We start from the raw sequence: 25,471 nt of genomic DNA on the forward strand, positions 1-25,471 counted from the left end.
GGTGCTAAGGCCTGACCGGAAAGCGCTCGCGCTCGGTTTCGTAAAAACGCCGCACCACTTCATATTCATGATCAATCTGGTTGATCAGCTCTTCGACACCCACCCGCGGCGATTGCGCGGCAAGCTGTTCCAACTGCCGGCAAAGCTCGGCCAGGCGTAGCGCGCCCATGTTACTGCTGCTGCCCTTGAAGCTGTGGGCCACGGCTCCGAGGTCCACGGCATTGCTCACCTGATGCAACTGCACCAGGCGCTTTCTCGAATCCTCCAGAAAAGTATCCAGCAACAGCGGATACTCATCTTCCATGATGTCCTGCAATGCACTGAGTGCATCGCGGTCCAGATGTTCCATATCGTTGTTCACTTCATCGCTCCCTGCTCCACACCCGCGAATTATGCCTGAGCCTCCCACGAAAACTCCACGTGGGCACTGCGCCCATTGTCCGACCAGCAAGCATTGCGGCCGAGCTGGCGTACCAGCCCGACGCCGCGCCCCGACAGCCGGTCGGTCGTCGCCGGACGGTCCATCACCTGGCTCACGTCAAAACCATTGCCGCTGTCATCGACCTGTATGCTCAACCGACCGCCCTCGCCCTGGGGGATCACCTGCAGGCGCACGCGGACGAATCCCTCTTCCAGTTCGAGCAGACGTCGATTACGTTGCTCATAGTATTGCGCAAATCCCCGCACATCGCGCTTGAGGCTCGAATCAAGGCCCAGGACACCGTGTTCCAGGGCATTGGAGTAGAGTTCGGCGAGAACGCTGTAGAGCGCCCCGCTCTGCGTGCGCAAGCCATGCACCTCCATCAGCAACTGCAACATGTACGGCAACGGATTGAAACGCTTCAGGGTCGCCGCACGAAATTCGAAACTCACCGACCAATCCAGCGGGCAGGACTCACCACTGTCGGAATAGATCATGGTGTTCGGCAGCTGCCGGGTGGGTGCCGGCAGAGTGACCTGGACCATGCTCACATCATCGCGGGCCTCGCCACGAAAGCGATGCAAGGCGTCCTGGATATCCTCGAACAGGCGATCCGGTTCCAGATTGGCCGCGAAGACCTCCTGCAGACGCTCCACGCCAAACAACTGCTCGTCGCTGTCGCAGGTATCGATCACTCCGTCAGAAAGCAGGAACACCCGATCGCCGTGGGCCATGGGGTAGACATTGGTGCGGTGGTCGAACAACTCGGCCCCCAACACCCCCAGCGGCAAATGCTGGGCCACCAGTTGCAGGCGCTCCCCCGTGGCGACCTGGTGCAGGTAGCCATCGGGCATGCCGCCATTCCACACCTCCACCACCTGACGCTGCGAGCTCAGGCAGAGGAAGGTCGCGCAACAGAACATGTCCACCGGCAGGATACGCTTGAGCTTGGCATTCATCTCCCGCAGGGTTTCCCCCAGGCCATAGCCCTTGGCGGTCATGCCGTAGAACACTTCTGCCAGCGGCATCGCCCCAACCGCCGCCGGCAGGCCATGGCCGGTGAAGTCGCCGAGCAGCACGTGCATGTCGCCGGCCGGGGTATAGGCCGCCAGCAAGAGGTCGCCGTTGAACAGCGCATAAGGCGATTGCATATAGCGGATATTCGGCGCGTTCAGACAGCCGGCGTGGGCCACCTTGTCGAACACCGCCTTGGCCACCCGCTGCTCGTTGAGCAGGTAGTCATGGTGCCGGGCAATCAGGTCGCGCTGTTGCAGGACGGTGTCCTGCAAGCGCCGGAGGCGATCCATGGCCTTGATCTTGGCCCCGAGGATCACCTGGTTGTAGGGTTTTTCCAGAAAGTCGTCGCCGCCGGCTTCCAGGCAGCGCACCAGCCCATCGACTTCGGTCATCGAGGTCAGGAAGATAATCGGCACCAGGGACTCACCCGCCAGTACCTTGATCCGACGCGCCGCCTCGAAACCGTCCATCACCGGCATCATCGCATCCATCAGCACCAGTTGGGGTCGCTGCGCTGCGAACAAGGCGACGGCCTCGGCACCATTGCTGGCGGTCAGCACGCCGTGGCCCTGGCGCCTGACGATGCTCGAGAGCAACAATCGATCGGCCGCGCCATCCTCGGCGATCAGTACCGTCAGCGATTCCGCTCCCGACTGCATCAGGATCAGCCGATGTCGAAGAGTTTGTCGAAATTGGAAATGGCGAGGATCTTGCGCACGTCAGAATTGCTGTTGATCACCCGTACATCGGAATGATCACCACCGGCGTGATCGCGCAGCAAGAGCAACATGCCCAGTGCGGAACTGTCCAGATAGGTCGCCTCTTTCAAGTCGACCACGATGGATGACGGTTTCTTGGCAAGTCCCTCGTAAGACTCACGAAATTCTTGATGCCGGCCAAAGTCGAAACGCCCCTTGATCGAGATCGTCAACTTTGCGCCATCGGGCGATACTTCTGCGACTACAGCCATGATCCAGCTTCCTTGTCAGTGGCGACGTGTACAAGGTTTAGCACCCCGCCGAGGGTAGGGCAACTGTGAGCGTCAAAATTCCTGCAGATCAATACGGACTCTGCCGTGGCAAACGCTGAGATAGCTCATCCAGCAATTTCTGTTCCCGCTTGTCTTCCAACTGGCGCGCTTCGTCGACATAACGCCGCACCAGCTTGCGCAGGCCCTCGACCCGGGCATAGGCCTGTTGCCAGGCTTCACGCGCCTTGTCGAGATTGTTCTGGTGCCAGGCCAGGCTCTGGCGCTGCTGGCCGATCGCGGTATCCAGCTGGGCGAGAAACTGCTGGTAGCCCAGCAACCATTGGCCGGAGACCCCCTGGCTGCCACGCTGAATCCACTGTTCCTGATATTCGAGGTGAAAACGCTCGAGATCCTCCAACTTGTTTTCCGCGACCCGCACCTGCCCCTGAAAATAGCCGAGACGCTGGACAGCCGTGCGCTCGGTGCTTTCCGCCATATCGACCACCGGGGCCAGGCGCGCAGCACGGCTCAGGGCCATGATCGATCAACCGCCAGCCGCGGGAGCGAACACCGACGCCAGATGTGCGTCGCTTTCGCCCAGGCTGATATTGGCGTTCAGACCCTGGCGCAGGTACTTGACCATCGCCGGTTGCAGGGCAATAGCCGTGTCGGTCTCACGGTCGCCGCCGGCGACATAGGCACCGACACTGATCAGGTCGCGACTCTGCTGGTAACGCGACCAGAGCTGCTTGAAATGCTGGGCGCGGCTCATGTGTTCGGGGCTGACCACCGCTGGCATGACCCGGCTGATGGAGGCTTCGATATCGATTGCCGGGTAATGGCCTTCCTCGGCCAGGCGCCGGGACAGGACGATATGCCCATCGAGCACACCCCGCGCCGAGTCGGCAATCGGGTCCTGCTGGTCATCACCTTCGGACAACACGGTGTAGAACGCGGTGATCGAGCCGCCGCCCGCCTCGGCGTTACCGGCCCGCTCCACCAGCTTGGGCAGCTTGGCGAACACCGAAGGTGGATAACCCTTGGTCGCTGGCGGCTCGCCGATGGCCAGGGCGATTTCCCGCTGGGCCTGGGCGAAACGGGTCAGGGAATCCATGAGCAACAGGACATTCTTGCCCTTGTCGCGGAAGTACTCGGCAATCCGCGTGCAGTACATGGCGGCGCGCAAACGCATCAGCGGCGCATCGTCCGCCGGCGAAGCCACCACCACCGAACGCTTGAGGCCTTCCTCGCCGAGGATGTGCTCGATAAATTCCTTCACCTCGCGACCCCGCTCGCCGATCAGGCCGACGACGATGATGTCGGCCTCGGTGAAGCGGGTCATCATGCCCAACAACACACTCTTGCCCACGCCGGTACCGGCGAAGAGCCCGAGGCGCTGGCCACGGCCCACGGTCAACAAACCATTGATGCAGCGAATGCCCACGTCCAGCGGCTGGCTGATGGGGTCGCGGTTGAGCGGGTTGATGGTCGGACCGTCCATCGGCACCCAGTCCTCGGCCTTCATCCCACCCTTGCCGTCGAGGGCCCGACCGGCGCCGTCAAGCACCCTCCCGAGCATGCTCATGCCCATCGGCAGGCGCCCGGTATCGGCCAGCGGCACCACCCTGGCACCCGGCGCAATACCGGCCACGCTGCCCACCGGCATGAGGAATACCTTGCCACCGGAAAAGCCCATCACCTCGGCCTCGACCTGCACCGGGTGATAGCTGTCGTCGTTGATCACCATGCAGCGCGCGCCCATGGCGGCGCGCAAGCCCTCGGCTTCGAGGGTCAGGCCGACCATGCGCAACAGGCGTCCTTCGAGAATCGGCTGCCCAGGCAGATCGATGGCTTCGGCGTAACCGCCCAAGCGCTTGGCGAAGCTGGTGCGTTCAAGACGCATCGGACAGGTCCGCTTCGGAAGCCGCCGTCAGCGCCTCCTCCAGCTCCAGTGCCATGTCGGGCACCGCCGGGTGCAGGGATTGTTCGTGGAGCTGATCGAACAACTGAGCGATGGCCTTGCTGATGCGGGTTTCAACGGTCGCATCGATCCGACTGTGTTCGGTTTCGATCCGGCAACCACCGGCCTGCAGGGCCTCGTCCTCGGCGATGCGCCAAGTGGCTTCATGACGCTCGCGCAGGGCCTTGATCTGATCGAAGTCCTGGGGATTGATGTACAGACGGACATTCTCGGCGCCCAGCGGCAGTAGCTTGAGGGCTTCGCGCAGGACATGCTCGATCTGGCTGGAATCGGTCTTCAGCTCACGCTGGATGACCTCGCGAACCATGTGCTCGACCAGGCCCACCAGGCTCTGCTCGATCTGCCGATCCTGCTCGGCGATGGGCGCGAACAGATTGGCCATCAGTGTTTCCAGGGCCTTGAGCTTGGCACCGAGGGCGACTTCGGCTTCCTGGCGGACCCTGATCTGGGTACTGTGAAAACCTTCGCGCTCACCCACGGCGAAGCCTTCGTTGTAGGCTTCCTGGCGAATGCTTTCGAGTTCTTCAAGGGTGAGTGGCTGGACTTCCTCCAGCGGCACTTCTTCCATCTCGACCGGTAGTTCTTCTACCGGTTCGGGTTCGGGCTCCTCGACATGCGGGTCGAAACTGGGCAGCGACCAGAGGTCGAAACCACCCACGTCCCGAGCGCGGATCAGATCGGTTGGATCGGTCATGGCTTGATCCTTAGATCATCTCTTCGCCGCCTTTGCCACCGAGGACGATTTCTCCGGCTTCGGCCATACGGCGGGCGATGGTAAGGATTTCCTTCTGCGCAGTCTCGACGTCGCTGACGCGAACCGGACCCTTGGCTTCGAGGTCGTCGCGCAACAGTTCCGCCGCACGCTTGGACATGTTCTTGAAGATCTTTTCCTTGACGCCTTCGTCGGAGCCCTTGAGCGCCAGCACCAGGACGTCGGAAGACACTTCGCGCAGCAGCGCCTGGATACCGCGGTCGTCGACGTCGGAAAGGTTGTTGAAGACGAACATGAGGTCTTCGATCTGGGTCGACAGATCCTCGTCGACTTCGCGGATCGAGTCCATCAGCTGGCCTTCGATCGAGCTGTCGAGGAAGTTCATGATGTCCGCGGCACGCTTGATACCGCCCAAGGTGGTACGGGCCGCGTTGGAGTTGCCGGAGAACTGTTTCTCGAGAATCTGGTTGAGTTCCTTGAGGGCCGCCGGCTGTACCGTGTTCAGCGACGAAACCCGCAGGATGATGTCCAGGCGCACCTTGTGGTCGAAGTTGTTCAGCACTTCGCCGGCCTGGTCGGGATCGAGGTAAGCCACGACAATCGCCTGGATCTGCGGGTGCTCGTAACGGATCACGTCCGCCACCGCCCGCGGCTCCATCCACTTGAGGCTGTCCAGGCCGCTGGTGTTGCCACCCAGCAGGATGCGGTCGATCAGGCCGTTGGCCTTGTCTTCGCCCAAGGCCTGGGTGAGCATTTTACGCACGTAATCGTCGGAGCCGACGCCCAGGCTGGTCTGGTCGCCGACGATCTCGACGAACTCGCTCATGACCTGCTCGACCTGCTCGCGGTGCACGTTGCGCATCTGCGCCATCGCCACGCCGACCCGCTGGACTTCCTTGGGGCCCATGTGGCGCAACACTTGTGCAGCATCCGTGGAGCCCAGCGACAGCAGCAGGATCGCGGCTTTGTCGACACGGGTCAGCTTCTGGTTGACGGCGGCGTTATTACTCATCGGCGTTAATCCACTCTTTGACGACCTGTGCCACACGGCCCGGATCTTCGGCTACCAGACTCTTGATGGCGTTCAGCTGTGCGTCATAGCCTTCGCTCGGGCTTGGCAGCAGGATGCTTTGCGGGCCACCCAGGCTGACACGGTCGTTGGCCAGTTCGCCATCCAGGCCGCCCATGCCACCGAGTTCGACGTCGCCGCCGAAACCCGCCAACTGCTTGCCCTTGCCGCCACTGGTGATGTTGTTGAGCACCGGACGCAGGACACCGAACACCAGTACTAGGATAAACAGCACACCCAGTACCTGCTTGACCACATCCCAGAACCAGGGTTGCGAGTAGAACGGAATATCGGCAATCACTTCCCCACGCTCGGCGGAGAATGGCACGTTGATCACACTGACGCTGTCGCCACGAGCCGCCTCGAAACCGACGGCGTCCTGGACCAGGCGGGTGAAACGTGCCAATTCGTCGGCGCTCCACGGTGTACGGGTGGTCTCGCCATTGGCCGGGTTGACCTTGATCTGGTCGTCGACCACCACCGCCACCGACAGACGGGTCAAGCGACCCAGCTGTTGCTTGGTGTGGCTGATGGAGCGATCCAGTTCGAAGTTCTTGGTCGATTGTTGACGCTTGTCCGCCGGATACGGCGCCAACATAGGCTGGCCGGTGGCCGGGTCCATGATCTGCTGGCCATTGGCGTCGAGCAGCGGCTGGCCGGCGGCAATTGCACCGGTCGACGCGCCGGCACCGCCGGTGGTCTGCGGAGCAGTGGCCGGGCCTGGTGGCTGGTTGCTCAGGGCCCCCGGTACACCTTGCGGACCGCTGCTGGCAGTCCGTTGTTCAGTGGTCGACTGTTCGCTGCGCAGTGCTGGCTGGTCAGGGTTGAACTGTTCGGAAGTCGACTCGACCGCACTGAAATCCACATCGGCGGAGACTTCAGCCTTGTAGCGGTCGTTGCCCAGAACCGGTTGCAGGATGTTGTGCACCCGCTGGGTCAGCATGCTTTCCATGCGCCGGCTGTAATCGAACTGCTTGCCGGCCATGCTCAATTCGGAGTTTTGCGCCTGGTCGGAGAGCAGGTTGCCCTTCTGGTCGACGACAGTGACTTGCGACTTGTTCAGCTCAGGAACGCTGGTGGCCACCAGGTTGATAATGGCCAGCACCTGGCCGGGCTCCAGGGAGCGGCCGGAATACAGCTCAACCAGTACCGAGGCGCTGGGCTTGCGCTCATCACGCACGAAGACCGAGCTTTTCGGGATCGCCAGGTGCACACGGGCAGCCTTGACGTTGTTCAGGCTGGAAATGGTCCGCGCCAACTCGCCTTCCAGGCCGCGCCGATAACGGGTCGCTTCCATGAACTGGCTGGTACCCAGGCCCTGGTCCTTGTCGAGAATCTCGAAACCCACGTTGCCGTCGCTCGGCGTCACGCCGGCGGCAGCCAGTTTCAGGCGGGCCCGGGACACGTCATCGGCCTTGACCAGCAGCGCGCCGGAGTTCGGCTCGACGGTGTAGGGAATATCCGCCGCCGCCAGGGTTTCCATGACCTGCTTGGCATCCATCCCCGCCAGGCTGCCATACAGCGGCCGGTAGTCAGGCTGCTGGGACCACAACACCACGGCAAAGCCGATCGCCACGCTGGCCGCCAGGCCGACCATCAGGCCAACCTGACGGAGCATGGTCATTTCGGAAAGATTTTCCAGAAAGGACAGCCCGAACAGCGGTGGTTTACCGTCTGAAGGACTGGACTTGGCCGGTACGTTATCGGCGAGAACTTCTGCCATGACTATTTACGTCCCTAACCCTTAGACCGGCATCTGCATGATGTCTTGATAGGCCTGAACCAATTTGTTGCGCACTTGGGTCAAGGCCTGGAACGAAACACTGGCTTTCTGCGAGGCGATCATGACGTCAGTCAGGTCGACGCCACTCTTGCCGATCTCGAATGCGTTGGACAATTGGCCCGATGCGGTCTGCACATCGTTGACCTTGTTGATGGCATTGCCGAGCAAATCAGAAAAGCTGCTGCCGCTGACTTCCGGCACGGCTGCAGTCGATTTGGATTGAGCCATGGCATCCATTTGCATGGAGCGCATGTCCAGCATCAAGCGATTAAATTCAACACCCTGGCTCATGAAAGTCTCTCTCCGGCGGCCTGCAATTTTTTGACACTTGTGCAGCTGTTAGTGAAGGATTAGCAACAAGGGTGCCAGCTCCTTGTCGTTCTCGAACAAAATCCGATACACGACATCCGAGCCTGAATCGACTTACGTAGCAAACAGATAGGCCTCGACATCCATGCCTGCGTCGCGCATCTGCGCCAGTTTGTAGCGCAGCGTACGCGGACTGATACCCAGCCGCTCGGCAGCCTCCTTGCGCCGCCCGCGCTCGGCGCGCAGGGTGTCAATAATCATCTGGAATTCGCGCCGACGCAGGTCGTCACCCAGGCCTCCGGCCTGCTCCCCCGGCGCCCCCTCGGCCACCACGGGCTCGCCGACAGACGGCCGGGCGATCGCCGCGAGCCCAGACACGGACAGCGTGCCGACCGGGCCAGCCAGGCAGAAATCCTCGGCCTGGATCAAACCGCCCTGCTGCAGAATCAACGCCCGCTGGATCGCATTGTCCAGCTCACGCACATTACCCGGCCAGCGATAGCCTATCAGGCAAGCCTGGGCCTGGGGTGACAGTCGAACAGAGGCATGTTTCATTTTGGCACTATGCTTGGCGAGCAGGCGCTCGGCCAGTGGCAGAATATCGGCGGTACGTTCGCGCAGCGGACGCCAGGCCAGCGGAAAAACCGACAGGCGATAGTAAAGATCCTCACGGAAACGCCCCGCCGCCACCTCGATCGCCAGATCACGGTTGGTGGTGGCCACCACACGGATATCCAGGCTGATCGGTTTGCGTGCACCGACCCGCTCGACCTCGCGCTCCTGGAGCACGCGCAACAGCTTGGCCTGAAGACCCAGGGGCATTTCGGAAATCTCATCGAGCAGCAGGGTCCCGCCATCGGCCTGCTCGAACTTGCCGGCCTGGGCCGCGATGGCGCCGGTGAACGAACCCTTTTCATGACCGAACAGGGTCGCCTCGAGCATGTTGTCGGGAATCGCCGCACAGTTGATGGCGATAAACGGCTGACTGGCACGCGGGGATTGCTGATGGATATAACGCGCCAGCACCTCTTTGCCGGTGCCGGACTCGCCGGAAATCAGTACGGTCGAATCGCTGCGCGCCACCCGTGCCGCCAGTTCGAGCAACTGCGCACTGGCCGGCTCCGAGGCGATCGGCCCCTCGCTGTCCACCGCGCTCAACTGCCCCAGGGCGTGCCGCGCCACCAGATCAAGCAAGGCCTTGGGCTCGAACGGCTTGACCAGGTAATCGGCCGCACCCTGGCGTATCGCATCCACCGCCCGCTCCACCGCCCCATGGGCAGTCATCAGCAACACCGGCAATTGCGGCTGGCGCGCACGCAACAGACCGAGCAACTGGTGTCCGTCCATGCCCGGCATATTGACGTCACTGATCACCAGAGCGAACGGCTCCGCGGCCACAGCCTCCAGCGCCTCCTCGGCCGAACCGACCGCATGGAAGCGATGCCCGGCCAGCAGCAGGGTATCGGCCAGCGCCTCACGCAAGGCATGATCATCCTCAACCAGCAGGACCTTGAGCAGCGGTATCATTCTTGAGCCTCCATGGCACCCGGAATCAGCGGCAGGCAGACCATCGCACAAGTGCCACGCCCGAGCCGCGACTGTAGTTGCATGTCACCCTGATGCGCCCGGGCAACGGCCTTGACCACGGCCAGGCCGAGGCCGGTGCCGGTGGTCTTGGTGGTAAAGAACGGTTCACCCAGGCGCGCCAGCACGGCCGGGGCGATTCCCGAACCATTGTCACTGACACACAGGCGCAAGGTGGCGCCGCGAGCGTACAGGTGCACTTTCAGACGCACCCCACCCGCGCTGGCCTGCTGGGCGTTTTCGATCAGGTTCAGCAACGCCCCGACCAGGGTGTCGCGATTGCACAACAATTCACCGACATGACTGTCGCACTGCCAGCGCACAACGGCGCCCTGGACATGGATCTGTGCCGCCGCCTGCAACGCCTGCATCAAGGCGCCAGGCGTCAGCCGATCGGTCAGCGGCAGCTCGCCACGGGCGAACACCAGCATGTCGCGCACCTGATGCTCCAGCTCATGCAGGCGCTCTTTCAAGCGCCCGGCAAAGCGTTGCTGGGTTTCCACCGGCAAGGCCTGCTCGGTGAGATGACTGGCATAGAGCAAGGCCGCCGAGAGCGGTGTGCGGATCTGGTGCGCCAGGGAGGCAACCATGCGCCCCAGCGAGGACAGGCGCTCATGCCGGGCCAACTGATCCTGCAGGAGACGGGTTTCAGTCAGGTCGTTGAGCAGGACCAACTGGCCCGGCTCGGCGTCCAGCGAACGGGTGGAGATCGACAGGCGCCGACCGTCCTTGAGGGATATTTCATGGCCGTCGTCCTCGCGCGGAGCGAAGCAACGGGCAATCACCTGACGCCAGAGCTCACCCACCAGCGGCAGTCCGAGCAGCTCCCGGGCCGCCGGATTGGCTTCACTGACGAGGCCATGGGAATCGATGACGATGATCCCACCCGGCAACAGGTCAAGCAGGTTCTGCAAGCGATTGGCCAAACGCTCTTTTTCCGCCAGTTCCGCCATGCGTTGGGCGCTAACCACGGCCAACTCGCCCTTGAGTTCGGTGACCCGGGCTTCGAGCAGACTGTAGGAATCGTTGAGTTGCGTCGACATCTGATTGAACAGCGAGAAGGCCTGCTCCAGGCCCAACCGGCTGACCTGCTCGACGGACGACGAGGTCTCCGTGGCTTCAGGGACAGGTGACATCGGGGCGGCATGGGGCATGGTGTTCTCTCGCTTGACTGACCGTCATTTAAACGGAACGTTACAAGAGACTTAGCAATACCCGTGCCGAAAAAAAACCGGCCACTTTTCAGCAGGTTGAAAAACGGGCGTCAATCATCCGCCTGTTCATCACCCTCGCGACGACTCATCCCATACTTGCGCATCTTCTCCACCAGGGTAGTACGGCGGATACGCAAGCGCTCGGCGGCGCGGGCCACGATGCCATTGGCGTCGTCCAGCGCCTGCTGGATCAAGCCCTGCTCCAGACCACCGAGGTAGTCCTTGAGGTCGAGGCCTTCGGGCGGCAGCATGGCCGAGGTGGTGAAATCAGGGGTATGGCCATTGATCGCGACCCGCTCTTCGAGATCGCTGCGCAGGCTGTCCACCAGTTGCTCGTCTTCGTCATCGACGTAGCGGAATTTCTTCGGCAGCTCGGCAACGCCGATCACCCCGTACGGATGCATGATCGCCATGCGCTCCACCAGGTTGGCCAACTCGCGGACGTTGCCCGGCCAGGCATGACGGCACAGCGACATGATCGCCGCCGAGTTGAAACGAATGGAACCGCGCTTTTCGTGCTCCATGCGCGAGATCAACTCGTTCATCAGCAACGGAATATCTTCGACGCGTTCACGCAGCGGTGCCATCTCGATGGGGAACACATTCAGGCGATAGTAGAGGTCTTCGCGGAAGCTGCCGACCTCGATCATGCTCTCGAGATTCTTGTGGGTCGCCGCGATGATGCGTACGTCGATGCTCTGGGTCTTGTTGCTGCCCACGCGCTCGAAGGTACGCTCCTGCAGCACACGCAACAGCTTGACCTGCATCGGCAGCGGCATGTCGCCGATCTCGTCAAGGAACAGCGTACCGCCGTTGGCCAGCTCAAAACGCCCGGCACGGCTGGTGATGGCTCCGGTAAAGGCGCCCTTCTCGTGACCGAACAGTTCGCTTTCCAGCAACTCGGCAGGGATCGCCCCGCAGTTGACCGGCACAAAGGGTGCGTCACGACGCTTGGAGTGATAGTGCAGGTTGCGCGCCACCACCTCCTTGCCGGTGCCGGACTCGCCGAGGATCAGCACGCTGGCGTCGGTATCGGCCACCTGCTGCATCATCTGACGTACGTGCTGGATGGCACGACTGGTACCGACCAGGCTGCGGAACAGGTTGGGCTCGCGCTGCCGACCGCGCTCACGGGCCTGGTCGTACATCTCGCGATAGACCTGGGCACGGTGCAGGGAGTCGAGCAGTTTGCTGTAGCTGGGGGGCATTTCCAGGTTGGACAGGACCCGGCGACGCTGGTCTTCAGGCAGGTCGGCAGAAGAAATGTCGCCCAGAAGCAGCACGGGAAGGAACTCATCCCAGGTCGACAGTGTCTTAAGCAAGCCATTCAGTCCGCTCGCTGCATTGATCGTCCCGATCAGGACGCACAGCACTTCGCGACTGGACGACAAAGAGCCAACCATCTGCTGCCAGTCATCGCTGGTACAGGAGAGATTTTCTTCGCCGAGAAAATTTAAGATCACCGCCAGGTCGCGGCGGCGAACGCTATCGTCATCGATCAGCAGAATTTTGGTTTCACGCCACATGCAATAGCAACTTCCCTAGTCAACTCGATGCCCGGTACGGGTGGGCAAGCTAGACATCCGAGGCCGGAAACGGCCTTCAAGGACGACTGAAATCTGGAAACAGCACTAGTTAAGTCAAAAAAGCGTACATAGTCAAATTTATGGCGCAATACGGTTCGATTAACCCAACATTAACCGAACAGATGGTAAACCTTTGCAGCGTTCCTTGCTTGCTGGATCTTCGACATCTCATCGACAATCGACTGGCGTTCGCCCATCGCCGCTTCCAGCAGCATACGATAGACGTGCAGCAATTCTTCCAGCTTGAGGCGCAGTGCCTCCTCGTCCAGCCCCGTCTCGCCCAGCACATCTTCCATGCAAGCGCGACAGGCCAGGTCCAGCTGGGTGATGGACTCCCAGTCACGCCCAGCCAAAGCCCTCACCAGGGCTTCACGGGTTTCTTCGATACGCTGCAGTACGAGACTCATGATGTTCTCCTCAGAACTGCGGACCCGGCGGTGCGATGGCGTCCCAACCTTCCTTGACCGTCGTCAGCAGGCCGGTGACTTCGTCGAGCATGCCGATGTCCGAGTTGATATTGGCTTGCAGCAGGCGCGTCGCCATATAGGCGTAAAGCTTGTCCAGACTACCCACCGAATCCACCGATTTCTCCAGGTCCAGACCATCGCGTAACCCACCGATAATATCGATAGCCTTGCCGATGGCGATGCCCTTGCCCGGAATGTCCTTGCGCTGGATAGCCCCCCGGGCCTGGGCGATACGATCCAGACCACCTTCCATCAACATCTGCACCAGACGGTGAGGACTGGCTTCGGAGGTCTGGGCCTGGGCACCTACCTTCTGGTATTGCCGAAGGGCTAGCATCGGATTCATGTTCTACCTCATTGCCACTCAAGGGTTCGTATAACAAGTGTATCGCCTTTGAGTCATAAAACTTTAGACCCAGAAGGCAAAAACCCGGCACGCGGTAAACGCAGCCGGGTTTTTGGCGTGAAGCCGGCCCTTAGCTGGCCGACTGCTGCGCCGTCAACGAGGCGAAGAACGACGTGATACTGCTGGAGGTCGCCTTCAACTGTCCGACCAGCGTGTCCATCGCATTGTACTTGGCCGTCAGGGTGGCGGTCATGTTGGTGACATGCAGATCCAATGCCGCCTGTTGGCTGGTCAGACTGCTGGCCTGGGTGTTCAGGCTGTCGGTACGCTGATCGAGCAAACCGCCGGTCTGGACGTAGGAGGAGATCGCTGCAGTCATCCGCGCCAGCACACCGTCCGACCCCGAGTTGGCGGTGGTCCCGGTAAACAGCGTCTGCACCTGACCGCTCAGGCCATCGGTGGTCATGGCCCGGTTGAACGTCGTGGTGTTGAAGTTCAGGCTACCCGTAACCGGATCGGTCCCCACACCCAGTTGCGACAGCACCGCCAACTGACCACCCGACCCAGGCGTGGTGAGCACACCACGGATACTGGAAATCAGCGAGCGAGGCATGGAGTCGGCAGTGAACGCCGCCGGCACGACATTACCATTGGCATCGGTCGATGGGGTCGTGAGGGTGCCGATGGTGGTCATCAGGCTGTTGTAGGCGTTCACGAACGTCTGGATCGAGCTTTGCAGACCGGAGCTATTGGTGCCCACGGTGACCGTCGAGCTCGCGCCCGCGGGTGGAGTCCCTGCCGAGAGCAGATTCAGTGTCATACCACTGACAGCACCGCTGACGGTATTGCTCGTGCTGGTGACCGTCAGACCGTTGACCGTCAGGCTGGCATTCTGGGCCGTCGCAGTGATCGCCCCCGAACTGGTTGCCGTCGGGGGATTGGACATCACCTGGGTGCCGTCGATTTGCAGGCCGGCAATACCACTGACCGACAAATCGGAACCCGCGCCGGTGGTGGTGGAGCCGAACACCAGACGCGAAGCGCCGCTGCTGTCGGTCACGATGTTGGCGGATATGCCGTTACCCGAGAGCGAGGAGTTGATCGCGTCACGGGTGCTCTGCAGCGTCGCATTGGCCGGAATGGTGACATTGTAATTAGTGCCATTCTGACTGATGGTCAGGGTACCACTCGGAATGGCACTGCTCGCCCCACCGGAAAAAGAAGCACTGGCTATCTGCGAGCTTGTGGCGAGGGCATTCACCGTAATGTTGTAGCTACCGGCCACCGCGGTATTGTCGGTGGTGGCCGTCAAGGTCGACGGTGTTCCGGAAGTTGCCGAGAAGCCGGCGAACTGCGGAGTGGTCGTGCTGCCGAGGTTGGTCAATGCAGTCTGGAAGGTCGTCAGCGCACTTTTCAGTGAACCCACGCCGGAAAGCTGCATGGTGTTGGTGGCTTGCGAATTGGTGATCTGTGTCTGCGCGGCCGTTTTATCGGCGTTGACCAATGCGGTCACGATCGAGGTGATATCCAGGCCGGAACCCAGGCCCACAGACGGTGAAATTGGACTTGCCATGTTTATCTCCCTTCAATTTGCAGTCAGTCTTTTGACCCTTATCAGTGCCAAAAGTACCTGCACACACGATTCATGCCAGCGGTTAGGCTTTCGCATCAAACAGCACATTACTCGCTGAACTCAAACTGTCAGCCAGCTTCAAGACTTCCTCGGTGGGGATCTGTCGAATCACCTCACCCGAGTCACTGGCGATCACCTTGACTACGACTTGCCCGGAGGGCTCGTCGATGGAAAATTCCAGATTGCGCTTGATCGATTGAACAAACTTCTCGATATCCTGCACAGCCTGCTTGAGCCTATCGGAAGAGGCCGAGTCCTTGCTGGCGGCCGAAACGGGTGTTACCGCCTGAGGCGTCGCCGCAGCCGGTACCGGCTTGTCGGCAACAGGACTCGTACTGGCCGGCGTAACAGCGGGGTAAGACAGGCCAAGCTTTACACTCATGTCCATATCCATCACCTCTCAACGTGAAAAAGCGAGAGAGCGTGACAAGCACACCCCCCCGCCAAAACCAATCCCGAAATTACTGAAGCAGCTTCAGTACAGAGGAAGGCAGTTGGTTGGCCTGGGCCAGAACCGAGGTAGCAGCCTGTTGCAGGGTTTGCTGCTTGGTCAGCTCGGCGGTTTCAGCAGCGAAGTCGGTATCCTGGATACGACCCTGTGCAGCAGTGGTGTTCTGATCGACGTTCTGCAGAACGCTGATGGTGCTGGTCAGACGGTTCTGCGAAGCACCAAGGCTGGCCTGGGTAGCACCGATGGCAGCAATTGCGGCGTCGATCGCGGTGATTGCGTTGTCGATGTTGGAAGCGGCGGCGGCGCTGGTAGCACCGGTCAGAACCAGAGTACCGCTGTCCACGGACAGGCTGACGGCGTCGAACTTGCCGCTCAGGTTCAGGCTGATCTGGTTGGCGGTACCGGTGTTAGCACCTACTTGCAGGGTGACAACGCCGGCCGAACCGTTCAGCAGGTATTTACCGTTGAGCTGGGTGCTGGAAGCGATACGGGTCAATTCGTCCGACATCTGGGCGAATTCAGCGTTGGTTGCGGTCTGGTCCGCGGTGCTGTTGGTACCGTTACGGGCCTGTACGGCCAGTTCACGCATACGTTGCAGAATGTCGGTGTCGGTCGACATCGCGCCGCCAGCGGTCTGTGCCAGGGAGATACCGTCGTTGGCGTTTTTGATCGCTACGGTCATACCACGGATCTGGCTGCTCATACGAGTGGAGATCTGCAGGCCAGCGGCGTCGTCCGCAGCGCTGTTGATGCGCAAGCCCGAAGACAGACGGGTCATCGCGGTGGACAGAGAAGAGGCGGCGTTGTTCAGGTTCTGCTGAACAGCCAGGGAAGTGACGTTGGTATTTACGCTTAAAGCCATGACGAAATCCTCGTTGGTTGGGTACTGCGGCTTCCGGCCCTGGCAAGCGCCGGGTATGGCCTAGAGAACCTTCGTAATAGTTATCGTCGGGATTGCAAGTTGCTTGAGGGCTTTTTTCAAAAAAATTGCCATCACCCTGCCACCCCTTGGAAAACAAGGGCTTGGCGCCCTGCCCCCAGAGGAAAAATGACGTCAGGGAATTGCCACCGACTCCAGCAGCCCCACCAGTTCGTATTCCATCCAGTCGGCCAGCCCCAACCAGTCCTGGGACTCCTGACAAACCAGCATGCGCGTCAACAGTTGCGCCCACTGTTGCCGAACCTCCTGCGGCGCGCTCGCCAACGCCAACTGCGCGGCATCGAACACCTCGACCATGTTCAAGGCCGCCTCCACATCGCGGCCCAGGCGAAACAGCCCGGCACATTCACGGGCCTCCCCGACACACTGCGCCAGCCGGCTCATTGGACAAACTCCTGGTCGAACCCGGCACCGACGATCCGCGCCCCCGCCCGACTGCTGTTGAAGAACGCCACCTGCGGATGACGGGCGATGTAGCGCTCCAACTCCACCAGGTAACGCCGGAAGTTCAACTGCGTCCTGACCCGCTGCCCCTGACCGTCCATGACCCAGTGCTGCGCCAGGTCGACACCCGGGCCCAGATCGCCATCGTTCCAACCGGCATGGGTCTTGTTCATCGGGAAGGCGAAGTCGGCACCGAACAGGGTGATGCGCGCCGCGCCCATCTTCACCGCCAGGTCGACCGCCGGGTGCAGCACGCTGCCGCCGACGAACAACAGACCGCGCCGGCATTGCTCACGCACCGAGGCATAGATCGGACTGATGGAATAACCACCGTAGCGCGGGCCTTTCCAGGCATGCAGCACCTGGGGATCGCTCATCGGCATATAGACCAGGGGAATGCCATCGGACAACTCGGGGGGCAAATGCCGGAAACCGATGCGCTGATCGATGCTGACCACGATATCCGGCCTGATCCCCTGCTCACGCAAAGGCCGGTAGGCGGTGTCGACACTGATGAGCAACGGCCGGTCCGGTTGCGCGCTGATCGCGCGCAACTTGTCGAACTGCTGCTCCAGCGTCGGCCCGGTGCCAATCACATAGAGGTGCTGGCCCGGGCGCGTCTCAAACAGCTCGGCGACATCGCGATCCGTGCCAAACACCTCGCGGGTATCCAGCAGGCGCTGGACAATTTCCGTGGACTGCGGATCGAACTCACGGTTATTGAAGGTCAGGTGCACCTCGCCAACCAGGCGATCACGCATCCGCGCATTGTAATCATCGGCCAGTACCAGTTCGGCCGGCAGCGCGAAAAACGGCAAGAGAATCTCGGGATGGTCGGCGGCGTAGCTCAGCTCGACCCGCGGATCGTTCAGCCAGGACTGTTGATCCAACAGCCCCAGCACCAACTTGAACAACGCGCCATTGAGGACATGCACACACAGGCGTTGCAGTGTCGGTCGCTCCAGCAGGACCTGTTGCAGATCCCCCAGCCCGGTGCCGTACAGGTGCAGCAAGGGGCTCTGCGGCGGCAGGCTGGCGGCCTGCAGGCGGGCCTCGGCGGTACGATCATGCCGGCTGGTGAGCTGGATGCCGCCCACGCTCAGGGTCGAACCCAGCCCTTCCACCAGTTCGACCGGCAACGACTCGCTGTCCTCGGCCAACAGTCGCGCCAGCAAGCCCGGCCAACGGTCGCCAATGACCAGCAGATTCTGCTCGAAACTTTCGCTCATGCCGCCTCACTCAACGTCCGCGCAAAAAAATGGCGCTCGCAGGTTATCTCACCTGGAGCGCCATTTTGCGACCTTATGCAATCAAGGCCGATGAATAATCGCCGAGCCCCACGACAACCCCACGCCGAAGCCACTGAGGGCTACGCGCTTCCAGGTCGAGTCCAGGACATGTTTTTCCAGCAACAGCGGAATACTCGATGACACCGTGTTGCCGGTCTCGACCATGTCCTTGATGAACTTCTCGGGCTCGCCCTCGAAACGCCGCGCCACGGCATCGACAATCGCCGCGCTGCCCTGGTGAATGCAGAACGCATCGATATCGTCCGTTTGCAGGCCGGACTCTTCGAGCAACTCGTGCAGGTGCGCCGGAACCTTGAGCAAGGCAAAGTTGAAGACCTGGCGGCCGTTCATGAAAAACACGCCATTGCTGACCTTCAGGTGCGGCGCGCCGGCCCCGTCGGTGCCGAACTTGGCCTTGCCCAACTGCCAGGGCGCGTCTTCGCCCATCCAGGTGGCCGTCGCCGCATCACCGAAAAGCATGGTGGTGTTGCGATCTTCCGGGTCGACAATCTTCGAATAGGGGTCGGCGGTCACCAGCAGGCCGTTCTTCAGGCCAGCGGCTTCCATGAAGCCCTTGATCGCGTAGATGCCATAGACATAACCGGAGCAACCCAGGGAAATATCGAACGCGGCCACCGTGGTGGGCAGGCCGAGCTTGTCCTGGACGATGGCGGCGGTGTGCGGCAGGCCTTCCTCATCGCCGTTCTGGGTGACCACGATCAGCGCATCGATGGATTCGCGCTTGAGCTCGGGATTGCGGGCGAACAACGCGTTCACGGCTTCGACACACAGGTCCGAAGTTTCCTGCCCGTCATCCTTGCGCGGCAAGAAAGCCGAACCGATCTTGCCGAGGATGAAGGCTTCATCCTTCTCGAATTTTGCACCTTGTGCGTAATTGTCCACGCCGGCTACAGGCACGTAGCTCGCAATGCTTTTTATGCCAATCATTACGGCTTCCCAATAATAAACAGCTGAAAACCCTCGTTCCCCAGGACCGAAGGCTGCCGACAAACAGAGATTTGACGCCGCCCACGGGGGAGCGACTGCTGAAAGAGCAAAAGGCTATCACCGGATCACTTACGCGCCGGGCGCCATCTTCCAGGTCGATACAATACAGTGAAGATGCGCGTTATGACTCACAGGTCACGCTATTTTGCCGAATCAGCCCGACAAAGCACTATTCGATCAGTGACCAGGCCAGCGCCGTCCCACGTTTGAGGGCCTGTCGGGCCGTGCGCCCGAGCACGGCGTCGAGGTGCCGGGGCGCCAGTCCCAGGCCGGGGCGGATCGCCCGCAGGTTGTCGGCGCTGAAGGTTTCCCCCGCGGCCATATCGCGGGTGACGTACAGCGAGCGGCGATACACCAGGGACTTGCGTTCCGCCTCGGTGACGCCGTAGTGCACCTGGCCCAGGGCCTGCCAGGCGCGCTCGGTCTCGACGACCAGGCTGGCCAGTTCGGCGGGCTCCAGGGAAAAGCTCGAATCCACACCGCCATCGGCGCGATCCAGGGTGAAATGTTTCTCCACCACCGTCGCCCCCAACGCCACCGCGGCCACCGCCACCCCCACGCCCATGGAGTGATCGGACAAGCCGACCTGGCAGCCGAACAATTCACGCAGGTGAGGAATGGTCCGCACATGGCTGTTTTGCGGACTGGCCGGGTAGGTGCTGGTGCATTTGAGCAGCACCAGGTCCCGGCAACCGGCGGCCCGGGCGGTGCGCACCGTTTCATCCAGTTCGGCGACACTGGCCATGCCGGTGGAAATGATCAGTGGCTTGCCGGTCGCGGCCACGCGCCGGATCAACGGCAGGTCGGTATTTTCGAAACTGGCGATCTTGTAGGCCGGCACGTCGAGGCTTTCGAGAAACGCCACCGCCGTTTCATCGAAAGGCGTGGAAAACGCCAGCATGCCCAGTTCCCGGGCACGGGCGAAGATCGGCGCGTGCCACTCCCAGGGCGTATGGGCCTTTTCATACAAGGCATGGAGCGACGAGCCGGCCCAGAGACTGGCCGGGTCCTGGATGAAGAACTCGCCTTCGTCCAGGTCCAGGGTCATGGTGTCGGCGGTATAGGTTTGCAGCTTGAGCGCATGGGCACCGGCCTTGGCCGCTGCCTCGACAATCCGCAACGCCACTTCGAGCGACTGGTTATGGTTGCCGCTCATCTCGGCAATGATGAAGGGTGGCGCGTCCGCGCCGATCACCCGCTGGCCGATCTTGAAACTAGTCATGGTGCTGATCCTTTACCACTCGCTCGAAACGGCAGACCGACTGGACATAACCGCCGTGACGGAATAATTCGATGGAAGCCGGATTGTCCGGCAGTACCTGGGCGTCAATCGCCGTCACCTGCGGCCAGTGTTCACGCAAGGCGGCTTCGCCCCGTGCCAGCAGCGCCCTGCCCCAACCCAAACCGGCGCGGCCCTGGAACAGATAGAGGGAGACTTCGGCACGGCTGCCCACAAGATCGTAGCGCAACATGCCCACCGGGCCATCCGCCGCCTCGGCGACCAGTAGCAGGCGCCCGGGCTTGAGCAGGCTGGCGGCCAGCCAGGCCTGATGGGCTTGCCAAGTGATGGGTTCGTGGCTTAACGAAGCACGCCGCACCGACTCGGCGTTGCGGCCGTCGAACAACAACTGCGAATCCGCTGCCGTGGCCCGGCGCAAACCCAGGTTGGCACCGGCCAGGGCCACGGCGAACCGCCGCGCCCCCAACCCATCCACCAGACGCCGCGACTGCTCGGCCAAACTGCGCCGCAGACTGACATTGCCGAGGACAAAACCGATGGCCTGGCGAAGGCTGTCGACGTCCACTTCGTCGCTGCTACCGAGATAGACATGCACGCCGGCTGCCGCCAGCCGCTCGGCATTCGCACGTTGGTTGGGCGCCACGGCAATACACAGGGTCGGCAGGCCGAGGACCGCGCGCTCCCAACTGGTACCGCCACCGGCACCGATAAACAGATCGGCCCGGGCCATCAGCGCGGCGAAGTCGCTGACAAAGGTTTGCACCCGCCACTGCGGACGATCAGCCGCCAGGGCCTGGATCGAGGCCAGCATGGGGTTGGCGGTGCCGGCGATAAAATCCACTTCCAACGCGCTGAAATCCGCCAGGGCGCGCATGGCTTTCCAGGTTTCTCCGGCAGCATCCAGCCCACCAAAATTCACCAGTACCCGACGGGGTTGCACGTTGATGGGCAGCGGACCTTGGCAGAACTCGTCACGAATCAGCGCATAACGCGGACCGAAAAGCTCACGGCAGGGCTGCAAGCAGCGGTTGGCGTACTCGGGATCGCCCGCAGTGAAATTCTGATCGAAGAGTATATCCACGGCATGCTGGCGATTGTTCAGGTCATCGATCGCCGCAATCCACCGCGCCCACTGGCGAGCGGCGGTTTGCCAGGCGTGATCGAGGCCATAGTGATCGACGACAATCCAGTCGAAGTCGGGCTCGCCGACCAGACAGGCACCCAGGGCGGCGATATCCGCCTGCCACAGCAACGGCGCCTCGATATCCAGACGAGGCACCTCGCCGGCATACTCGGCCGGTAACGCCAGGGCACGAAAACCCTGCTCGGCGATCCGCGCCAGCGAGTGCCCGGGCAAGGCCCGGCAAGCGAACAGCACTTCGGCGCCGCCACTGCGCAACACCTGCGCCAGGCTCAGGCAGCGCGCCACATGACCGCTGCCAATGGCCGGCGAGGCGTCGGCGCGAATCAGCACCCTCATGGTTCCAGCTCCCCGCCGGCCAGCAAGGCACTGTAAAGATACTCGGCGCGTCGCCAATCCTCGTCGGTATCGATGTCCTGAACCAGATGCCGGGGCAGGATCACCGGTAGGCTTTGCTCCGAAAACAACACATCGCCTCGCAGCCAGGCCGCGCTGCGCCCCCAGTAGAACTGTCCGGCATCCTGGAAGGCGCGGGGCAAATCCTGGGAGCGAGTCTGTCGATGCTCGGGGTACAGCGGCGTCAACCCGCCGTCCTGGCCCAGCGTCAAGGCGCGTTGGACCGGGAAACCGAATTCGCAGACCGAAAACGCAAAGGACTTTTCAGCGTGGGCCTCGAGCAGATCCAGGCCCTGGCGCAAAAACCGCGCCTGCAACAACGGCGCGGTGGCGTAGATGCAGCAGGCATGCTCAAACACATACCCGGCCTGCTGCAAGGCCTCCACGGCATGGGCGATTACCGCCGCCGTGCCGGTGAAGTCATCGGCCAGGGCCGCCGGGCGCATAAAGGGCACCTCTGCCCCACGGTCCAGGGCCAGGGCGGCGATTTCCTCGTCATCGGTACTGACGACGACATGTTCGAACAGCCCCGAATCGAGCGCCAGGCGAATCGAGCGGGCAATCATCGGCTCGCCATGGAACAGCTTGAGATTCTTGCGCGGAATACGCTTGCTGCCACCGCGCGCCGGAATGATTGCAATTGCACTCAAGAGCGCTTTTCCAACAGGAACCAGTTGATGTCGTCGGTCGGGAACTGCGGATCGCGGTGGTAACTGAAACCGTAGTCCAGCAGTTGCAGGTCCGGGTAACGGTCGAGCATTTCCCCGGCGAAGTCACGCTTGAACAGCTTGCCGCTGTTACCGCGATAGGACACTTCCACTGGCACCGGGTTGTAGTACTCGGCAATCAGGATATAGCGTCCACTGAGCGTATACAGCTGCTCATAGGCCGTCGCCAGCAGTTCAGGCGCCAGGTGGATCAGCACGCCCTTGCTCAGGGTCAGGTCGAAGCTACGCTCGCGCGGGTAATCGAACAACGAGCCGTGCCAGATCTCGGCGATGCCCAGCTCACGCGCCTGCTCACAGGCCTTGGCATTGATTTCCACGCCCTGCAGGGCACACGCGGGCAGCAACTGATGCAAGGCTTGCAGATTGTTGCCGGTGTTGGTGCCCAACTCCAGCAGGCTGGCGAGCCGACCGGTACGCGCCAGGGCCTTGGCGAACAGCGCCAGGTTGGCGGCGACCAAGGCCTGACCCTGGTTGCGGCCCACGTATTGATCGCCGAACTCACCACGCCAGAACACTTCCTGCTCGCTGAACTCACGCATGTCGGGTGCTTATCCTCGGGTCATTGAGCGTCGTTTAACCGACAAGGTTTCGTAACTGTTCGACCACATAGTCCTGCTGCGCTTCAGTGAGCAACGGGAACAACGGCAGGCTGAGGGCTTCACCGAAGTAACGCTCGGCTTCGGGGAAGTCCCCGTCCTTGAAGCCCTGCTCACGGTAATAGGGTTGCAGGTGCACGGGAATGTAATGCAGGTTCACGCCAATGCCGGCGGCGCGCAAGGTCTCGAAGGCTTCACGCTGGCTGACCTTGATCTGCTCGAGCTGCAAACGCACCACGTACAGGTGCCAGGCCGACTCGGCGCCGGCCTGGGCCACCGGCAGTTGCAGCGGCAACTCGGCCAGCAAGCGGTCATAGCGGGCGGCCAGTTCACGGCGGCGGGCGACAAAGCTGTCGAGCCGGGCCGTTTGCGCCAGGCCCAGGGCCGCGTGCAGGTCGGTCATCCGATAGTTGAAGCCCAACTCCAACTGCTGGTAGTACCACAGGCCCTCGGCGGGCACATTCATCTGCGTCGGGTCACCGGTGATGCCATGGCTGCGCAGGCGACGCAGGCGCTCGGCCAATTCGGGGCGGTTGGTCAGGACCATGCCGCCCTCGGCCGAGGTGATGATCTTCACCGGATGGAAACTGAAGATGGTCATCGCCGCAAAGGCACCGCAGCCCACCGGTCGCCCGAGGTAGGAGGCACCGACCGCATGGGAGGCATCCTCGATCAGCGTGAAGCCATAACGCTCGGACAAGGCGGCGATGGCGCGCATATCGCAACTCTGGCCGGCAAAGGCCACCGCCACCACGACCTTGGGCAACCGACCGGCCACCTCGGCGGCGGCCAGTTTCTCTGCCAGCAGGCCGGCATCGAGGTTCAGGGTCAGCGGGTCGATGTCGACAAAGTCCACCTCGGCCCCACAGTAGCGACCGCAGTTGGCCGAAGCGACAAAGGTATTGGGGCTGGTCCACAAAAGGTCCCCCGGCCCCAGGTCCGCCGCCAGGCAGGCGATATGCAAAGCCGCCGTGGCATTGCACACCGCCACGGCGAAATCGGCCTGGCAATGCGCCGCCAGCGCCGCCTCGAAGCGCGGCACGGTCGGCCCCTGGGTCAACCAGGGCGAGTGAAGCACCTCGACCACCGCGTCGATATCTGCCTGCTCGATGCTCTGGTGACCATAGGGAATCTGATAGGGCGTCATATCGACAGCCCGGCATGCAGATCGGCGATCTGCATCACATCGAGGAAGTCGGGGTTGGTGTCGGAACGGTATTCGAACGTCTCGCCGACCGCCTTGCCCTGCTCACCCAGGCCGTCCACGGCAAAATCGACATCGACGCTGGTGAAGCGGATCGACGGCTGGATGGTGTAGTGGTCGGCGAACTCCAGGGTCATGCGCGCATCGTCCAGCGGCACCATCAGCTCATGCAGCTTCTCACCCGGTCGAATGCCCACGTGTTTATGGGGCAGGTGAGCGGCCATGCCGGACGCCAGGTCAACGATGCGGATCGACGGGATCTTCGGGACGAACACTTCACCACCGTGCATACGGGCGAAGCTGTCGAGCACGAACTGCACGCCGTGGTCGAGGGTGATCCAGAAACGGGTCATGCGCTCGTCGGTGATCGGCAGTTCCCGGGCGCCCTCGGCGATCAGTTTGCTGAAGAACGGCACCACCGAACCCCGCGAACCGGCCACGTTGCCGTAGCGCACCACGGCAAAGCGGGTCGCCTGTTCGCCAGCAATATTGTTGGCGGCGACAAACAGCTTGTCCGACAGCAGCTTGGTCGCCCCGTAGAGGTTGATCGGGCTGGCCGCCTTGTCGGTGGACAGGGCGACAACCTTCTGCACGCCATTGTCGATGGCCGCGGCAATGATGTTTTCCGCCCCATTGACGTTGGTGCGGATACATTCGGTGGGGTTGTACTCGGCCGCCGGCACCTGCTTCAGGGCCGCGGCATGCACCACAAAATCGATACCGCGCATGGCCAGGCGCAAACGCTCGGCATCCCGGACATCACCGAGGAAATAGCGCATGCACGGCGCGTTGAACGTCTGCTGCATCTCGTACTGCTTGAGCTCGTCACGCGAGAACACCACCACCCGCCGCGGCTGGTACTGCTCCAGCAGGCGGCGGATGAAGTTGCGACCGAACGAGCCGGTGCCGCCGGAGATGAAAATCGATTTGCCGTTGAACATG

The 25,471-nt window shown here is 61.9% G+C and carries 26 protein-coding genes; all 26 read right to left on the reverse strand.

The annotated features are described in order from the left end of the window. Positions 1–4 precede the first annotated feature (4 nt). Positions 5–349 (reverse strand): Hpt domain-containing protein, encoded by a 345-nt coding sequence (locus HX866_RS15320; protein ID WP_177093345.1) that lies wholly within the window; start codon positions 347–349, stop codon positions 5–7. A 41-nt stretch (positions 350–390) separates the two neighbouring features. Then, positions 391–2,097 (reverse strand): ATP-binding SpoIIE family protein phosphatase, encoded by a 1,707-nt coding sequence (locus HX866_RS15325; protein ID WP_177092560.1) that lies wholly within the window; start codon positions 2,095–2,097, stop codon positions 391–393. Positions 2,098–2,102: 5 nt separating this feature from the next. Next, complete coding sequence (locus HX866_RS15330) at positions 2,103–2,408, reverse strand: STAS domain-containing protein (protein ID WP_040069840.1); 306 nt, start codon at positions 2,406–2,408, stop codon at positions 2,103–2,105. Positions 2,409–2,496: 88 nt separating this feature from the next. Next, positions 2,497–2,946, reverse strand: a complete 450-nt coding sequence (gene fliJ, locus HX866_RS15335; protein ID WP_177092561.1) for a flagellar export protein FliJ — start codon at positions 2,944–2,946, stop codon at positions 2,497–2,499. A 6-nt stretch (positions 2,947–2,952) separates the two neighbouring features. Next, a complete protein-coding gene (gene fliI / locus HX866_RS15340) occupies positions 2,953–4,311 on the reverse strand; it encodes a flagellar protein export ATPase FliI (RefSeq protein WP_177092562.1) in 1,359 nt (452 codons plus the stop codon). Continuing rightward, positions 4,301–5,083 (reverse strand): flagellar assembly protein FliH, encoded by a 783-nt coding sequence (fliH, locus tag HX866_RS15345; protein WP_177092563.1) that lies wholly within the window; start codon positions 5,081–5,083, stop codon positions 4,301–4,303. The genes fliI and fliH overlap by 11 nt, the downstream gene beginning before the upstream one ends. A gap of 10 nt (positions 5,084–5,093) precedes the next feature. Then, positions 5,094–6,113, reverse strand: a complete 1,020-nt coding sequence (gene fliG, locus HX866_RS15350; RefSeq protein ID WP_100939016.1) for a flagellar motor switch protein FliG — start codon at positions 6,111–6,113, stop codon at positions 5,094–5,096. After that, a complete protein-coding gene (fliF, locus tag HX866_RS15355; RefSeq protein ID WP_177092564.1) occupies positions 6,106–7,893 on the reverse strand; it encodes a flagellar basal-body MS-ring/collar protein FliF in 1,788 nt (595 codons plus the stop codon). Before fliF ends, fliG begins: the two co-directional genes overlap by 8 nt. Positions 7,894–7,914: 21 nt before the next feature. Continuing rightward, the gene (fliE, locus tag HX866_RS15360) at positions 7,915–8,244 is read right to left on the reverse strand and encodes a flagellar hook-basal body complex protein FliE (RefSeq protein WP_177092565.1); all 330 of its coding nucleotides are present in this window, start codon (positions 8,242–8,244) and stop codon (positions 7,915–7,917) included. A gap of 132 nt (positions 8,245–8,376) precedes the next feature. Next, the gene (locus tag HX866_RS15365) at positions 8,377–9,789 is read right to left on the reverse strand and encodes a sigma-54-dependent transcriptional regulator (RefSeq protein WP_177092566.1); all 1,413 of its coding nucleotides are present in this window, start codon (positions 9,787–9,789) and stop codon (positions 8,377–8,379) included. Next, positions 9,786–10,982 carry a sensor histidine kinase gene (locus HX866_RS15370; protein ID WP_256261182.1) on the reverse strand — a complete coding sequence of 399 codons (1,197 nt, stop codon included), beginning with the start codon at positions 10,980–10,982 and terminating at the stop codon, positions 9,786–9,788. The genes HX866_RS15365 and HX866_RS15370 overlap by 4 nt, the downstream gene beginning before the upstream one ends. 128 nt (positions 10,983–11,110) lie before the next feature. Continuing rightward, positions 11,111–12,586, reverse strand: coding sequence for a sigma-54 dependent transcriptional regulator (locus HX866_RS15375; RefSeq protein WP_177092568.1), 1,476 nt, complete (start codon positions 12,584–12,586; stop codon positions 11,111–11,113). Between the two features lie 170 nt (positions 12,587–12,756). Beyond that, positions 12,757–13,053: a flagellar protein FliT gene (locus HX866_RS15380; RefSeq protein WP_177092569.1), complete on the reverse strand. Its 297-nt coding sequence runs from the start codon at positions 13,051–13,053 to the stop codon at positions 12,757–12,759. A gap of 10 nt (positions 13,054–13,063) precedes the next feature. Beyond that, on the reverse strand, positions 13,064–13,459 hold the full coding sequence (fliS, locus tag HX866_RS15385) for a flagellar export chaperone FliS (RefSeq protein ID WP_177092570.1): 396 nt from the start codon (positions 13,457–13,459) through the stop codon (positions 13,064–13,066). A gap of 130 nt (positions 13,460–13,589) precedes the next feature. Continuing rightward, complete coding sequence (fliD, locus tag HX866_RS15390) at positions 13,590–15,032, reverse strand: flagellar filament capping protein FliD (protein WP_177124998.1); 1,443 nt, start codon at positions 15,030–15,032, stop codon at positions 13,590–13,592. Positions 15,033–15,114: 82 nt separating this feature from the next. Continuing rightward, a complete protein-coding gene (locus HX866_RS15395; protein ID WP_177092572.1) occupies positions 15,115–15,486 on the reverse strand; it encodes a flagellar protein FlaG in 372 nt (123 codons plus the stop codon). A 67-nt stretch (positions 15,487–15,553) separates the two neighbouring features. Then, positions 15,554–16,405 (reverse strand): flagellin domain-containing protein, encoded by an 852-nt coding sequence (locus HX866_RS15400; protein WP_177092573.1) that lies wholly within the window; start codon positions 16,403–16,405, stop codon positions 15,554–15,556. A 192-nt stretch (positions 16,406–16,597) separates the two neighbouring features. Further along, positions 16,598–16,867: a hypothetical protein gene (locus HX866_RS15405; RefSeq protein ID WP_177140060.1), complete on the reverse strand. Its 270-nt coding sequence runs from the start codon at positions 16,865–16,867 to the stop codon at positions 16,598–16,600. Continuing rightward, positions 16,864–18,156 (reverse strand): motility associated factor glycosyltransferase family protein, encoded by a 1,293-nt coding sequence (locus tag HX866_RS15410; protein ID WP_177140061.1) that lies wholly within the window; start codon positions 18,154–18,156, stop codon positions 16,864–16,866. The genes HX866_RS15405 and HX866_RS15410 overlap by 4 nt, the downstream gene beginning before the upstream one ends. An 81-nt stretch (positions 18,157–18,237) precedes the next feature. After that, positions 18,238–19,164 (reverse strand): ketoacyl-ACP synthase III, encoded by a 927-nt coding sequence (locus HX866_RS15415; protein WP_177140062.1) that lies wholly within the window; start codon positions 19,162–19,164, stop codon positions 18,238–18,240. 229 nt (positions 19,165–19,393) lie between these two features. Then, on the reverse strand, positions 19,394–20,446 hold the full coding sequence (gene pseI, locus HX866_RS15420) for a pseudaminic acid synthase (protein WP_177124999.1): 1,053 nt from the start codon (positions 20,444–20,446) through the stop codon (positions 19,394–19,396). Continuing rightward, complete coding sequence (pseG, locus tag HX866_RS15425) at positions 20,439–21,944, reverse strand: UDP-2,4-diacetamido-2,4,6-trideoxy-beta-L-altropyranose hydrolase (RefSeq protein ID WP_177140063.1); 1,506 nt, start codon at positions 21,942–21,944, stop codon at positions 20,439–20,441. The genes pseI and pseG overlap by 8 nt, the downstream gene beginning before the upstream one ends. Continuing rightward, positions 21,941–22,651 carry a pseudaminic acid cytidylyltransferase gene (pseF, locus tag HX866_RS15430; protein WP_177140064.1) on the reverse strand — a complete coding sequence of 237 codons (711 nt, stop codon included), beginning with the start codon at positions 22,649–22,651 and terminating at the stop codon, positions 21,941–21,943. The genes pseG and pseF overlap by 4 nt, the downstream gene beginning before the upstream one ends. Further along, positions 22,648–23,268, reverse strand: coding sequence for a pseudaminic acid biosynthesis-associated methylase (locus HX866_RS15435; protein ID WP_177140065.1), 621 nt, complete (start codon positions 23,266–23,268; stop codon positions 22,648–22,650). The genes pseF and HX866_RS15435 overlap by 4 nt, the downstream gene beginning before the upstream one ends. A gap of 34 nt (positions 23,269–23,302) precedes the next feature. Further along, a complete protein-coding gene (gene pseC / locus HX866_RS15440) occupies positions 23,303–24,472 on the reverse strand; it encodes a UDP-4-amino-4,6-dideoxy-N-acetyl-beta-L-altrosamine transaminase (protein WP_177140066.1) in 1,170 nt (389 codons plus the stop codon). Further along, positions 24,469–25,470 (reverse strand): UDP-N-acetylglucosamine 4,6-dehydratase (inverting), encoded by a 1,002-nt coding sequence (gene pseB / locus HX866_RS15445; RefSeq protein WP_177092582.1) that lies wholly within the window; start codon positions 25,468–25,470, stop codon positions 24,469–24,471. The genes pseC and pseB overlap by 4 nt, the downstream gene beginning before the upstream one ends. Position 25,471 lies beyond the last annotated feature (1 nt).

It is taken from the genome of Pseudomonas gingeri (assembly GCF_013386165.1).
In the GTDB taxonomy this organism is placed as follows: domain Bacteria; phylum Pseudomonadota; class Gammaproteobacteria; order Pseudomonadales; family Pseudomonadaceae; genus Aquipseudomonas; species Aquipseudomonas gingeri_C.

Coding starts and splice junctions, on each gene's coding strand:
- fliD (WP_177124998.1), bottom strand. CDS start 15,032: ATGGCAAGTCCAATTTCACCGTCTGTGGGCCTGGGTTCCGGCCTGGAT.
- HX866_RS15405 (WP_177140060.1), bottom strand. CDS start 16,867: ATGAGCCGGCTGGCGCAGTGTGTCGGGGAGGCCCGTGAATGTGCCGGG.
- HX866_RS15400 (WP_177092573.1), bottom strand. CDS start 16,405: ATGGCTTTAAGCGTAAATACCAACGTCACTTCCCTGGCTGTTCAGCAG.
- fliF (WP_177092564.1), bottom strand. CDS start 7,893: ATGGCAGAAGTTCTCGCCGATAACGTACCGGCCAAGTCCAGTCCTTCA.
- HX866_RS15330 (WP_040069840.1), bottom strand. CDS start 2,408: ATGGCTGTAGTCGCAGAAGTATCGCCCGATGGCGCAAAGTTGACGATC.
- fliJ (WP_177092561.1), bottom strand. CDS start 2,946: ATGGCCCTGAGCCGTGCTGCGCGCCTGGCCCCGGTGGTCGATATGGCG.
- fliE (WP_177092565.1), bottom strand. CDS start 8,244: ATGAGCCAGGGTGTTGAATTTAATCGCTTGATGCTGGACATGCGCTCC.
- fliI (WP_177092562.1), bottom strand. CDS start 4,311: ATGCGTCTTGAACGCACCAGCTTCGCCAAGCGCTTGGGCGGTTACGCC.
- HX866_RS15435 (WP_177140065.1), bottom strand. CDS start 23,268: ATGCGTGAGTTCAGCGAGCAGGAAGTGTTCTGGCGTGGTGAGTTCGGC.
- pseI (WP_177124999.1), bottom strand. CDS start 20,446: ATGACTAGTTTCAAGATCGGCCAGCGGGTGATCGGCGCGGACGCGCCA.
- HX866_RS15395 (WP_177092572.1), bottom strand. CDS start 15,486: ATGGATATGGACATGAGTGTAAAGCTTGGCCTGTCTTACCCCGCTGTT.
- HX866_RS15415 (WP_177140062.1), bottom strand. CDS start 19,164: ATGATTGGCATAAAAAGCATTGCGAGCTACGTGCCTGTAGCCGGCGTG.
- HX866_RS15365 (WP_177092566.1), bottom strand. CDS start 9,789: ATGATACCGCTGCTCAAGGTCCTGCTGGTTGAGGATGATCATGCCTTG.
- HX866_RS15410 (WP_177140061.1), bottom strand. CDS start 18,156: ATGAGCGAAAGTTTCGAGCAGAATCTGCTGGTCATTGGCGACCGTTGG.
- pseC (WP_177140066.1), bottom strand. CDS start 24,472: ATGACGCCCTATCAGATTCCCTATGGTCACCAGAGCATCGAGCAGGCA.
- HX866_RS15375 (WP_177092568.1), bottom strand. CDS start 12,586: ATGTGGCGTGAAACCAAAATTCTGCTGATCGATGACGATAGCGTTCGC.
- fliS (WP_177092570.1), bottom strand. CDS start 13,459: ATGAATCCGATGCTAGCCCTTCGGCAATACCAGAAGGTAGGTGCCCAG.
- HX866_RS15320 (WP_177093345.1), bottom strand. CDS start 349: ATGGAACATCTGGACCGCGATGCACTCAGTGCATTGCAGGACATCATG.
- fliH (WP_177092563.1), bottom strand. CDS start 5,083: ATGACCGATCCAACCGATCTGATCCGCGCTCGGGACGTGGGTGGTTTC.
- pseB (WP_177092582.1), bottom strand. CDS start 25,470: ATGTTCAACGGCAAATCGATTTTCATCTCCGGCGGCACCGGCTCGTTC.
- HX866_RS15380 (WP_177092569.1), bottom strand. CDS start 13,053: ATGAGTCTCGTACTGCAGCGTATCGAAGAAACCCGTGAAGCCCTGGTG.
- HX866_RS15370 (WP_256261182.1), bottom strand. CDS start 10,982: ATGTCACCTGTCCCTGAAGCCACGGAGACCTCGTCGTCCGTCGAGCAG.
- HX866_RS15325 (WP_177092560.1), bottom strand. CDS start 2,097: ATGCAGTCGGGAGCGGAATCGCTGACGGTACTGATCGCCGAGGATGGC.
- pseG (WP_177140063.1), bottom strand. CDS start 21,944: ATGAGGGTGCTGATTCGCGCCGACGCCTCGCCGGCCATTGGCAGCGGT.
- fliG (WP_100939016.1), bottom strand. CDS start 6,113: ATGAGTAATAACGCCGCCGTCAACCAGAAGCTGACCCGTGTCGACAAA.